General features: G+C 60.8%; 13 protein-coding genes. 10 read left to right on the forward strand and 3 right to left on the reverse strand.

Going from position 1 to position 11,084, the window contains the following annotated elements:
- Positions 1-69: 69 nt before the first annotated feature.
- The 3 genes from tyrS to ACSHWJ_RS15500 all read right to left on the reverse strand — a co-directional run bounded on the left by tyrS (position 70) and on the right by ACSHWJ_RS15500 (position 2,322).
- A complete protein-coding gene (gene tyrS, locus ACSHWJ_RS15490) occupies positions 70-1,263 on the reverse strand; it encodes a tyrosine--tRNA ligase (RefSeq protein WP_017364162.1) in 1,194 nt (397 codons plus the stop codon).
- A 194-nt stretch (positions 1,264-1,457) separates the two neighbouring features.
- On the reverse strand, positions 1,458-1,850 hold the full coding sequence (erpA, locus tag ACSHWJ_RS15495) for an iron-sulfur cluster insertion protein ErpA (protein ID WP_010960078.1): 393 nt from the start codon (positions 1,848-1,850) through the stop codon (positions 1,458-1,460).
- A 64-nt stretch (positions 1,851-1,914) separates the two neighbouring features.
- Entirely contained in the window at positions 1,915-2,322 is a 408-nt protein-coding gene (locus tag ACSHWJ_RS15500) for a septal ring lytic transglycosylase RlpA family protein (protein ID WP_010960077.1), read from the reverse strand.
- A gap of 187 nt (positions 2,323-2,509) precedes the next feature.
- Between ACSHWJ_RS15500 and ACSHWJ_RS15505 the strand changes: the two genes are divergently transcribed.
- The 10 genes from ACSHWJ_RS15505 to ACSHWJ_RS15550 all read left to right on the forward strand — a co-directional run bounded on the left by ACSHWJ_RS15505 (position 2,510) and on the right by ACSHWJ_RS15550 (position 10,950).
- Positions 2,510-3,502, forward strand: a complete 993-nt coding sequence (locus tag ACSHWJ_RS15505) for a KpsF/GutQ family sugar-phosphate isomerase (RefSeq protein ID WP_010960076.1) — start codon at positions 2,510-2,512, stop codon at positions 3,500-3,502.
- Positions 3,499-4,074: a KdsC family phosphatase gene (locus ACSHWJ_RS15510; protein WP_218797405.1), complete on the forward strand. Its 576-nt coding sequence runs from the start codon at positions 3,499-3,501 to the stop codon at positions 4,072-4,074. The genes ACSHWJ_RS15505 and ACSHWJ_RS15510 overlap by 4 nt, the downstream gene beginning before the upstream one ends.
- Before the next feature lie 47 nt (positions 4,075-4,121).
- Positions 4,122-4,646, forward strand: a complete 525-nt coding sequence (gene lptC, locus ACSHWJ_RS15515; protein ID WP_017364161.1) for an LPS export ABC transporter periplasmic protein LptC — start codon at positions 4,122-4,124, stop codon at positions 4,644-4,646.
- Complete coding sequence (gene lptA, locus ACSHWJ_RS15520) at positions 4,633-5,151, forward strand: lipopolysaccharide transport periplasmic protein LptA (protein WP_017364160.1); 519 nt, start codon at positions 4,633-4,635, stop codon at positions 5,149-5,151. Before lptC ends, lptA begins: the two co-directional genes overlap by 14 nt.
- A gap of 4 nt (positions 5,152-5,155) precedes the next feature.
- Positions 5,156-5,881, forward strand: coding sequence for an LPS export ABC transporter ATP-binding protein (lptB, locus tag ACSHWJ_RS15525; protein ID WP_010960072.1), 726 nt, complete (start codon positions 5,156-5,158; stop codon positions 5,879-5,881).
- 81 nt (positions 5,882-5,962) lie between these two features.
- Positions 5,963-7,426, forward strand: coding sequence for an RNA polymerase factor sigma-54 (locus tag ACSHWJ_RS15530; protein ID WP_432540039.1), 1,464 nt, complete (start codon positions 5,963-5,965; stop codon positions 7,424-7,426).
- Positions 7,427-7,458: 32 nt separating this feature from the next.
- Positions 7,459-7,755, forward strand: a complete 297-nt coding sequence (hpf, locus tag ACSHWJ_RS15535) for a ribosome hibernation-promoting factor, HPF/YfiA family (protein WP_367026131.1) — start codon at positions 7,459-7,461, stop codon at positions 7,753-7,755.
- Between the two features lie 69 nt (positions 7,756-7,824).
- On the forward strand, positions 7,825-8,712 hold the full coding sequence (gene rapZ / locus ACSHWJ_RS15540) for an RNase adapter RapZ (protein WP_432540040.1): 888 nt from the start codon (positions 7,825-7,827) through the stop codon (positions 8,710-8,712).
- A 157-nt stretch (positions 8,713-8,869) separates the two neighbouring features.
- Positions 8,870-10,417, forward strand: a complete 1,548-nt coding sequence (gene hpnR / locus ACSHWJ_RS15545) for a hopanoid C-3 methylase HpnR (protein WP_218797404.1) — start codon at positions 8,870-8,872, stop codon at positions 10,415-10,417.
- 203 nt (positions 10,418-10,620) lie between these two features.
- Positions 10,621-10,950 carry an RES family NAD+ phosphorylase gene (locus ACSHWJ_RS15550; RefSeq protein WP_050738165.1) on the forward strand — a complete coding sequence of 110 codons (330 nt, stop codon included), beginning with the start codon at positions 10,621-10,623 and terminating at the stop codon, positions 10,948-10,950.
- Positions 10,951-11,084 lie beyond the last annotated feature (134 nt).

Below are 11,084 nucleotides of genomic sequence, written 5' to 3' on the forward strand. Positions count from 1 at the left end.
ACACCCGCAGCCCTAAAAACCGCCCGCGCCCCGAAAGAGATGCGCATTTTACACCACCCGGAATGAAGGTCAAGGGGTAAGACGAATTTTGGCAAATTTTCTTTTTCCCACCTGAATGATGTGAGTTCCCCCTGCAGTCATCCTGCATTTCGGATTCTCCAGGCGCTCGCCGTCGATCTTAATGCCACCCTGCTTGATAAGCCGGAGCGCTTCGGACGTCGAGGCGGTGAGTGCCAGGTCATGAACGAGGTTCGCTATGGGGTAGCCGCCGTCCGGAACGGCGATGACCTGTTCGACCAGATCGTCTGGCACCGCGTTGTCCCGGTGACGGGCTTCGAAATTTTCGAGGGCCTTTCGTGCCGCCGACGCCCCATGAAAACGCTCGACGATTTCCTGCCCCAGCCTTACCTTGACATCGCGCGGGTTGGCACCCTCGGAGCACTCCCTCCGCCAGCGCGCGACCTCGGCCAGGGGGGCGAAACTGAGGAGGTCGTAATAGCGCCACATGAGGTCGTCCGATATCGACATGATCTTTCCGAACATGTCGTCTGGTGGATCGGCGATGCCGATGTAGTTGCCGAGGGACTTCGACATCTTCTGAATGCCGTCGAGCCCTTCGAGGATGGGCATGGTCATGACCACCTGAGGCGTCTGACCGTAGATTTCCTGCAGATGACGCCCGACCAGCAGATTGAACTTCTGATCCGTTCCGCCGAGCTCGACGTCGGCCTTGAGAGCGACAGAGTCATAGCCCTGGATAAGCGGATAAAGGAACTCATGGATCGAGATCGGCTGACCACCGGCATAGCGTTTGGCGAAATCGTCCCGCTCGAGCATCCGGGCGACCGTGTGCTTCGCGGCCAGCTGGATCAAATCGGCGGAAGTCATCGCGTTCATCCAACTGGAATTGAACATGACCAGCGTCCGCTCCGGACACAAGACCTTGTAGATCTGTTCTTCATAGGTCTTGGCATTCTCGATCACCTCGTCCCGAGTCAGGGGTCTGCGCGTGACGTTCTTTCCGGTCGGGTCACCGATCATGCCGGTGAAGTCGCCGATGAGAAAGATCGTCTCATGCCCCAGATCCTGGAACTGCTTGAGTTTGTTCAACAGCACGGTATGGCCGAGATGCAGATCCGGGGCGGTGGGGTCGAATCCCGCTTTGATGCGCAGAGGCTTTCCGCTTTCGATGCGCTTCTGCAGCTCTTCCAGACGCAGCACCTCATGGGTACCACGCAGCAATTGGGTGATCACATCATTCATGGAACGTCTTCGGAAGGTCGCTCGGTTGGTCCGGCGCGGCCGGCGTCGGCCTGGCTGCAGCCCTGTGCAGGGCTCGCCGGAAGCCGCTTAGGATAAGGGAAAACGAGGGCCGGCGGGAGGGAATCTCGAACCAGAGGGGGCCGGCCCGGCGAACAGCTGGACGCTGCCGGGAACCGGGAGAGGGGGATGTGTCCTCAGACAGAAAACGACGACCCGCAGCCGCAGGTCGTGGTCGCATTGGGATTCCGGATCACGAACTGGGAACCGGAAACGTTCTCGGTATAGTCGATCTCGGCACCCTGGAGGTATTGAAGGCTCATCGGGTCGACCAGCACGCTGACCCCATTCTTTTCAACGACCGTGTCGTCTTCATTGACGACTTCATCGAATGTAAAGCCATATTGAAACCCCGAACATCCGCCACCGGTTACATAGACGCGCAGCTTGAGGTTTTGATCGCCTTCTTCGGCCAGAAGCTCGCTCACTCGCTGAGCCGCGCTGTCAGTAAATTTGATGGTCTCTGCGCTCATATCGCACCACGCTCTATCGAAATCAGAACGATAGAATATTCCCAGTTCGGACGTCAAGAATTAGACGCCCCCCGTTCCGACCGGAGCCGAGCCATCAGGCAAACACGTGAAGCGGTTTCGACTAACCCGCGCCCAATTCGACGACTTCGAGCTTGACGAGCGCCAGTCCCGCCCCGAGAAAGCCCAATTCCCTGGCAGCGCGCTTGGAGAGATCGAGAAGCCGGCCATGACGGCGCGACGACCGGTCATTGACGCGAACCAGCACACTGCGATGGTTTCTGAGATTCGTGACGCGAAGGAGAGTACCGAAAGGAAAGGAATTGTGCACCGCCGTCAGGGCGTCGCGGTTATAGCGTTCACCGCTCGCGGTCCGCCGCCCGTGGAACCGGTCGCTGTAGTAGGAAGCCATACCTACGCTACGGTCTCTTTTTTCATGCTTCTCATGAAGCGGTTTGGCCTGAACCAAATGGCAGCTGGCCGCCAGCACGAGCGATAAAACACCCTGCGCTATCTTGCCGTTCACTTGCATCAGTCGACCTCCTGCAAGAGCTTCGTTGGGATATTGCGGCCGCATGATAAACAACACCCGCGACCGCAGGCAACCTTCGAGGCAATCCCTTATGACTGCCTTGGCAGACGGAACGCCCCGGCGGGTCACCGGCAGACGATCAAGGATATGGCATAATTCCTGGTGCACACAGCAATCATCACCATCCATGGGGAACCCACAGTATCCGGCGCTCGACGAACGTACCCTCTGTGCGCTCGCCGTCAACGTCATCAATACGGAGGCGGCCGCGATAAGCGCTTTGGCCGACCGCATCGACTCGAACTTCGCCGCCGGTTGCCGGCTGATTCTTGGCTGCCACGGCCGCGTGGTCGTCACGGGCATGGGCAAATCCGGCCATATCGGCGGGAAAATAGCGTCGACCCTCGCCAGCACCGGCACGCCGGCATTCTTCGTCAATCCCGGAGAAGCCTGCCACGGCGATCTGGGCATGATCACCCGCAATGACGTCGTGCTGGCTCTGTCCAATTCCGGCGAAACGGCAGAGCTTCTGACCATCCTGCCGCTGATCAAACGGCTCGGAATCCCGCTGATCGCCATGACGGGCAACCGACTTTCAACGCTGGCCCGCCAGTCCAGCATCCACCTCGACACCGGCGTCCAACAGGAGGCCTGTCCGCTGGGACTGGCGCCGACCTCGAGCACGACCGCCGCGCTGGCCATGGGCGACGCACTGGCCGTCGCACTGCTCGAGGCGCGAGGCTTCACGCGGGAGGATTTCGCGTTTTCCCATCCCGGCGGCAGTCTCGGCAGACGCCTCTTGACTTTCGTCCGTGACATCATGCATACGGGAGACGATACCCCCGTCATCGGCCTGGAGGCCAGCGTGCGGGATGCCCTGCTGGAAATGACGGCGAAGAAGCTCGGCATGACGGCGATCGTCGATGGCGCCGGTACGATTCAAGGCGTATTCACGGATGGCGATCTGCGCCGCCTGCTGGAAAAAGCCCAGGACATCCACGCAACCCCGATCACCGCGGTGATGACCCGATCCTGCGTGACCGTCGAAGGCAGCCTGCTCGCCGCCGAAGCCGTCCGGATCATGGAACAGAAACGGATCAACGCCCTGCCGGTCGTGGAAAACGGGCGGCTGATCGGGGCGATCAACATGCATGATCTCCTGCGTGCGGGGGTATTGTGAGCAATCCGGACACACACCGTTGCCCCAGCGGGGAACGCCCTTTCGAAGCAAGCCGGGAGGTTCTGGCCCGCGCCGCGGCCATCCGGCTGGTGATTTTCGATGTCGATGGCGTGCTGACCGACGGTACCTTGTTCTTCGACCTCCAGCGAATCGAATACAAGGCCTTCCACACCCGGGACGGTCTCGGCATCAGGCTGCTGCGGGAAAGCGGGGTCGAGGTCGCGGTGATTTCCGGCCGCGAATCCGAAATCGTCCGGCGCCGCATGGAGAGCCTGGGCGTCAGGCACTGCTTCCAGGGCTGCGAGGACAAACTCGAGGCCTTCGGCCGGCTGCAGACGGAATTGGGACTGACTGATGCCCAGATCGCCCACGTGGGCGACGACCTACCGGATGTCCCGCTCTTCCGGCGGGCGGGCCTTGCCGTGGCGGTGGCGGATGCCCATCCCGTGGCCGCCAAACGGGCCCATTGGCTGACAGCCCGCAACGGTGGCAATGGTGCCGCGCGCGAAGTCTGCGACCTGATCATGCATGCTCAAGGCACGCTCGATCTGGCGATGGCGAGGTTCCTCTGATTACCCCGACGCGCCAGCAGATCGCCGCGACCGCTCTGCTCGCTCTGGTGGCACTGGGCAGTACCTGGTATGCGCAAAGGATCAAGCCCAAAGAAGACGGCGAAGCGAGTGCCGAACAAGGCACCGTCGACTATTTCTCCATCAACATCCGGCGAACTTCGCTGGATGAAAGCGGCAAGGCGAGGAATTTACTGGTGGCGCCGGTCCTCACGCACTACATCGACGACGACCGCACCGACTTGAAGGCGCCGGTATACACGATGTTTTCGAAAGAGGACAATCCCCCATGGGTCGTTTCCTCCGAACATGGCACCCTCCGTCCGGACGGGACCATCGCCCTGGAAGGCGCGGTGCTGATCCAGCGGGAGGCAGACCGGAATGGCCGGGCGATCCGGGTGATGACCAGCAACGCCGTGGTCGATCCCAAGCGGGACTACGCCGAGACCGCCGACCATGTCGAAGTCGTCAGCGACCCGGATTTCCTCTCCGGCGACGGTGCCCAGGTTCATTTCGGCGATCAACTCAAAATCACCATTCTCTCCAATGTCCGCAGAAAACATGACGTGCGCTAGAACCAGAACGCTCGGCACCCTTGCGCTGGCCTGCCTCTGGCCAGGCCTGACGTTCGGACTTTCCAGCGACGCCAAGCAGCCGATCTACATCGAGGCCGATACCGCCACCTACGACGAGGCCACCGGACAGACGGTATACGTCGGCCACGTGCGTTCGACCCAGGGTAGCCTGATCGTGGACTCGGACAAGATGATCGTCTACCAGAAGGAAGGAAAAACCGAAAAGGTCGTAGCCTGGGCGAACCCGGTCCGTCTGAAGCAGACGCCGGACGGCGGGAAGGAGGACATCCACGGCACCGGCCAGCGTGCCGAATATTTCCCGGAAACCGGCATTCTCATCCTGTACGACAAGGCCGTGGTCTGGCAGGGTGGCGACTCCACCGAAAGCGACAGGATCGAGTACGACAGCCACAAGAATTTCGTGAAGGCGGGCGATCCGCAGTCGAACAAATCACGCGTGCGCGTCAAACTGGCACCGAAGGCCGAAGCCGGGAAACCGAAGTAAGCCGATGAGCACCCTGATTGCAGAAAACCTCGGCAAACGCTATTACCGGCGCACCGTCGTCGATGGCGTCAATCTCTCGATCGATACAGGCGAAATCGTCGGCTTGCTCGGTCCGAACGGCGCCGGCAAGACGACCAGTTTCTATATGATCGTCGGACTGATACGGCCGGACCAGGGAACCATTTCGATCGACGGGCGCCCTATCACTCACATGCCGATGCATGCGCGGGCGAGACTGGGTCTGGGCTACCTTCCTCAGGAGCCGTCGATTTTTCGCAAGTTGACGGTTGCCGACAACCTGCGGGCAGTGCTGGAGTTCCGTCCGGATCTGACGCGCGGACAGCAGGAGTTGATCATCGAAGAGCTGCTGGAAGAATTCAGTATTTCCCACTTGCGGGACCAGCGCGCCGCAGGACTGTCCGGTGGCGAACGGCGGCGGGTGGAGATCGCTCGCGCTCTCGCCTGCGAACCTCGCTTCATGCTGCTCGACGAGCCTTTCGCGGGTGTCGACCCGATCAGCATCATCGACATACGCAACATCATCGAACACCTGAAAAACCGGGGAATCGGAATTCTGATCACCGAACACAACGTGCGCGAAACCTTGGGGATCTGCGACCGCGCCTACATCCTGGCCGCGGGAAAGGTCATCGCCGAAGGAAATGCCACCGAAATCGTGAACAATCGCGAGGTCCGACAGGTCTATCTGGGAGACAATTTTTCACTTTGAAACGGCTTTAATGTCGCAGCCGCAATGCGTTAACATAAGCAATAATCGCACCACACAGAAAGACAGCGCGTTAGACCAATCATGAAACAATCACTGCAACTTCGGCTGGGGCAGCAACTGGCCATGACCCCCCAGCTGCAGCAGGCCATCAAGCTGCTGCAGATGTCCACGCTCGAATTGCAACAGGAAATCCAGCAGGCCCTGGATTCCAACATGATGCTGGAAATCACCGACGAGGAAGAGCCCGTCCTGAACGCTGTGACCGAGGAGCCGCCGCTTGCCGCTGCCGAACCCGCCTACGCCGAGCTCCCCGATCTCGACACCCAGACCACCATCCCCGACGAACTGCCGGTCGACTCCTCCTGGGAGGACGTTTTCGACGGCATGCACAATTACACGCCCAGCAACGCGGCAGAGCCGGAGAACGAAGATTTCCTGGGACAGCGGGGCAAGGGACAAAGTCTCCAGGATTACCTGCTCTGGCAGATGGAGCTCACCCCCTTCACCGAGCGCGACCATGCGATCGCAACCGCCATCATCGATGCGGTGGACGATGACGGCTATCTGGATGCCACCGTGGAAGAGATCACCCAGGGGCTGAGCTCGCAACTCGAAAACCTCGAACAGGACGAAGTCCGGGCGGTTCTGCACCGCATCCAAAACTTCGATCCACCCGGCATCGCTGCGGAAAACCCGGCCGACTGCCTGCGCATCCAACTGCAGCAGATGCCCGAGAACACCCCCTACCGCGCCCAGGCCCTCGAGCTGGTCCGCCATCACGTCGACCTGCTCGCGAAGAAGGATCTCGTCAGGCTCAAGAAAGCGCTGGAGCTCGACGACGACGAGCTGGCCGAAGTGATCCGTCTGGTCCGGTCCCTCGACCCGAAACCGGGCCGCGCGGTGGAACCGGACGACTACCAGTACATCATCCCGGACGTCTTCGTCTATCGGCAGGGAACCGAATGGGCCGTCGCCCTCAACCCTGAAATCGCTCCCAGACTGCGCGTCAACCCCTATTACAGCGGCCTGATTCGGCGAGCGGACAGCAGCTCCGACAACGTGACCATGCGCAATCATCTGCAGGAAGCGCGCTGGTTCATCAAGAGCCTGCAGAGCCGCAACGAAACCCTGCTCAAAGTGGCGCGCGCCATCGTAGACCGCCAGCGCGAGTTTCTCGAGATCGGTGAAACCGCGATGAAACCCCTGGTGCTGCGTGACATTGCCGAAGAAGTCTCCATGCACGAATCGACGATTTCGCGGGTAACGACCCAGAAATACATGCACACGCCCAATGGCATCTACGAATTCAAGTATTTCTTTTCGAGCCACGTTTCCACGGATTCCGGCGGAGAATGCTCGGCCACCGCGATCAAGGCGTTCCTCAGGGAAATCGTGAGCAAGGAAGAGGCGACCCGGCCCTTGAGCGACCATGCCATCGCCGGCATGCTGAAAGACAAGGGCATCAACGTCGCGCGGCGGACCATCGCCAAATACCGCGAAGCGATGGGCATTCCGCCGTCCAACGAAAGAAAGCAGTTGTTCTAAGCGCTACGCAGTTCCGACACAGGGAGAATCTCATGCAGCTCAGCATCAGCGGACACCACATCGACGTCACCGACGCCCTGAAAAACTACACCACCGGGAAGTTCCAGAAACTGGAACGCCATTTCGACCAACTGTTCGACGTCCACGTCATCCTGTCGGTGGAAAAACTGCTGCAGAAGGCCGAAGCCACGGTGCAGGTGACGGGTGCGAACCTGTTTGCCGAGGACGCCCAGGAAGACCTCTACGCCGCCATCGACGGCCTCGTCGACAAGCTGGACCGCCAAATCCTCAAGCACAAGGAAAAACTCAACGACCACGGCCGCCCGTAACCGGACCGTCACCGCCCGGTGATACCGTTTGCGGAGAATCAGCACAATAAGGCGCCGGAAAGTCTCCAGATGCGGCTCATCATCGTCAGCGGTTTCTCTGGCTCGGGCAAGAGTATCGCCCTGGACACGCTCGAGGATTGTGGCTACTACTGCATCGACAACCTGCCCGCTCCCCTGATCGAGCCGTTCCTCCAGCAGGCCATCGCCTCCCGGTCGAGCGCGTTCGATAAGATCGCCATCGGCATCGACGCCCGCAACCAGAGCGCGAATCTCACCGGCTTTCCGGACATCCTGGACAGGGCCCGCCGGCTGGGGGTCGACTGCCGGCTCCTGTTTCTCCAGGCCGAGCCGGAAACCCTGCTCAAGCGTTTCAGCGAAACCCGCCGCAAGCATCCGCTCACCGACGCATCGGTGCCACTGGCCGAGGCCATCGATCTGGAGAGGCGCCTGCTGGAACCGGTGCTGAGCCGGGCCGACCTGAACATCGACACCACCTATACCACCATCCACCAACTGCGCGAACTGGTCCGCCAACGCGTCGGCACCCCCAGCGGCGGCCTGATGTCGCTCTGCCTCCAGTCCTTCGGCTTCAAGCACGGCGTGCCGATGGATACCGATTTCGTGTTCGACGCCCGCTGTCTGCCCAATCCGCACTGGACAGCCAGCCTGAGGCCGAAGACGGGCAAAGACCCGGAAGTCGTCGCTTTCCTGGCGGAAAGCGCGGACGTACATGATTACCTGAACCACCTCACGGCGTTCCTGGAACGCTGGATACCCTGCTTCCTGGCGGAAAACCGCAGCTATCTCAACGTATCGATCGGCTGCACCGGCGGCCAGCACCGCTCCGTTTATCTGGTCGAAGCACTGGCCGGACGGCTGAACAGCGACCGCTACAACCTGCTGGTGCGGCATCGGGAGCTCCCCGAACCGGCCGAGGAGAGCCACGGCACCAAGTAAGCGCTCCTCGCTCGCATAAACCCTCCCGCGCCGTCGGCGCAGTAGCCAGAAATCCGTCCATGTGAGACGATCCGAGCTTGCGCCGTCGGACATCGTCTCTGACGGCGTCTTCATCGATAAACCTCAAAAAACTATGGAAGGAAGGAGCCGAGATCCCATGAAGGTCTTCTGCGTACACCCCAGTCCTCTCATGTACACCAAGGTCTTCCTGCGCCTCGAACCGCTGGGCCTGGAACTGGTGGCTGAATCCTTGAGGCGCGCCGGACACGACATCCGGCTGATGGACCTGCAGGTGGAGTCACACGCCGACTTCCTGCGTGAACTGGACACCTGGCGCCCGGACGTCGTCTGCTTCTCCCTCAACTACCTGGCCAACGTTCCCGAAGTCATTGACCTGGCCAAGACCGCCAAGAGCCGGTTGCCGGAATGCTTCACCTTCGTCGGCGGCCACAGTGCCTCATTCGTTGCCAAAGACTTGCTGGACCATGGGGAGGGCCTACTCGACTGCGTGCTGCGGGGCGAAGGCGAAGCCGGCGCACCCAAACTGCTGGAAACCCTCGCCCGGCGCGGCAACATCGACGAGGTGCCCGGCGTGGTCAGCCTGACAGGCGAGGGGCCGCCGCCCGGCTTCACCGATAACCTGGACGAGCACCTCCCGGCCCGTGACCTGCTGAAGTACCGCCGCAAATATTTCCTCGGCACCCTGGACCCTTGCGCTTCCATCGAATTCAGCCGGGGTTGCCCCTGGGACTGCAGCTTCTGCAGCGCCTGGACCTTCTACGGCCGCAGCTATCGTGTAATGAGCACCGAGCGCATCATGGAAGATCTTCGACGCATCAAAGAGCCCGGCATCTTCATCGTCGACGACGTTGCCTTCATCCAGGCCCAGCACGGCATGGAAATCGGCGAAGCCATCGCCCGCGAAGGCATCAGGAAGCAGTACTACCTGGAGACCCGCGGCGATGTCCTGCTGCGCAACAAGGAAGTCTTCAAGCTCTGGAAAAGACTGGGCATGGAATATATGTTCCTCGGCGTCGAAGCCATCGACGCCGAAGGTCTGCAGAAATTCCGCAAGCGCGTCAGCCTCGGTAAGAACTTCGAGGCACTGGAATTCGCCCGTTCCTTGGGAATCACCGTCGCCATCAACCTCATCGCCGACCCCGACTGGGACAGGGAACGCTTCGAGGTGATCCGCCAGTGGTGCATGGAAATCCCGGAGATCGTCAACATCAGCGTCAACACGCCCTACCCTGGCACAGAAAGCTGGCACACCGAATCCCGCCAGCTCACGACCCGCGACTACCGCCTGTTCGACATCCAGCATGCCGTTCTCCCCACCCGGCTTCCTCTGCCCGAGTTCTACGGCGAACTGGTGAAAACCCAACAGGTGCTCTACAAGAAGCACATGGGCTGGGCCGCGGCGCGCGACACCCTGAAAATCCTCGGCGGCCATTTGCTACGAGGGCAGACCAACTTCCTCCGGAGCCTCTGGAAATTCAACAGCGTCTTCAACCCGGAGTTGCAGCTGGCGGACCACCGTCAACCGGTGAAATACCCGATGACTCTGCCCCCCGCCCCCACCGAACAAAAAATCGAGGCAAAGACCCTGTACGTCCACCGCAGCCAGGGCCGCAAGAGCCGCGCCCTGGACGATGCCACGGAAAAATTCGTGGACGAGGGGCGGATGGGAGCGGCGACCGGTTGACGACGCACGCCCGGAGATATGCCGGTCGCCCGTCGCCACCGCACCAGCCCCTAACATCGATCCGCCCGGCGGCGCCCCTCGTCTTCAGCCGTTCTGATGAGGAAACGGACGGTCCGGCACCGTTTTGTGTTCCGGCTAAATTCCCGTTGGGGCGGAACAAGTTTATTCTTTGCAATCACAACCAGATCTGAATACTCTTCAGAATGATTCCGATACGAAAGTGTATCGGCGATGCTGCAACCCGAATCCGCCCCCGCTACAGACCGCACCCGGGTTCTCACCCAGGCGATCGTCGAATCGGCCCGCCGCTGTCGGCCAACCGTGCCGCCTGGACGCATCCCTCCGACTACTCGGCGACCCAGGCCCTTGCCGAGAACGCCCGGCAAGCCGGCATCGAAACCATCCGCTACGAATCGGTCCGCGATCCCGGCGGATTCTGCCTGGCCTTGCTGACGCCCGAAGTTTTCAAGTCGGCACCCGATCCCTTCCGGAACAACCAGCAGACCTGGAACCTGAATCGCCCCGGGTTTTGAGGAGGCTTTGACTCTAGAGAGAATGAAGCCATGAGCAAAGCCAACAAGTATTCCCCCGGTAATCCTCCCGGAATTAGGGGAGATCAGAAGTAGAGCTATGCGGCCCTGGCCAACCGCTGTTTTGGCGTGATGCC

The organism is Methylococcus sp. S1M, assembly GCF_051295855.1.
GTDB classification, from domain to species: Bacteria; Pseudomonadota; Gammaproteobacteria; order Methylococcales; family Methylococcaceae; genus Methylococcus; species Methylococcus capsulatus.

Bases quoted from the DNA above. Each gene is read 5' to 3' on its own strand.
- tyrS (WP_017364162.1), bottom strand. From the start codon at position 1,263: ATGAATGATGTGATCACCCAATTGCTGCGTGGTACCCATGAGGTGCTG.
- ACSHWJ_RS15500 (WP_010960077.1), bottom strand. From the start codon at position 2,322: ATGCAAGTGAACGGCAAGATAGCGCAGGGTGTTTTATCGCTCGTGCTG.
- ACSHWJ_RS15505 (WP_010960076.1), top strand. From the start codon at position 2,510: ATGGGGAACCCACAGTATCCGGCGCTCGACGAACGTACCCTCTGTGCG.
- lptA (WP_017364160.1), top strand. From the start codon at position 4,633: ATGACGTGCGCTAGAACCAGAACGCTCGGCACCCTTGCGCTGGCCTGC.
- lptB (WP_010960072.1), top strand. From the start codon at position 5,156: ATGAGCACCCTGATTGCAGAAAACCTCGGCAAACGCTATTACCGGCGC.
- ACSHWJ_RS15530 (WP_432540039.1), top strand. From the start codon at position 5,963: ATGAAACAATCACTGCAACTTCGGCTGGGGCAGCAACTGGCCATGACC.
- hpf (WP_367026131.1), top strand. From the start codon at position 7,459: ATGCAGCTCAGCATCAGCGGACACCACATCGACGTCACCGACGCCCTG.
- rapZ (WP_432540040.1), top strand. From the start codon at position 7,825: ATGCGGCTCATCATCGTCAGCGGTTTCTCTGGCTCGGGCAAGAGTATC.
- hpnR (WP_218797404.1), top strand. From the start codon at position 8,870: ATGAAGGTCTTCTGCGTACACCCCAGTCCTCTCATGTACACCAAGGTC.
- ACSHWJ_RS15550 (WP_050738165.1), top strand. From the start codon at position 10,621: ATGATTCCGATACGAAAGTGTATCGGCGATGCTGCAACCCGAATCCGC.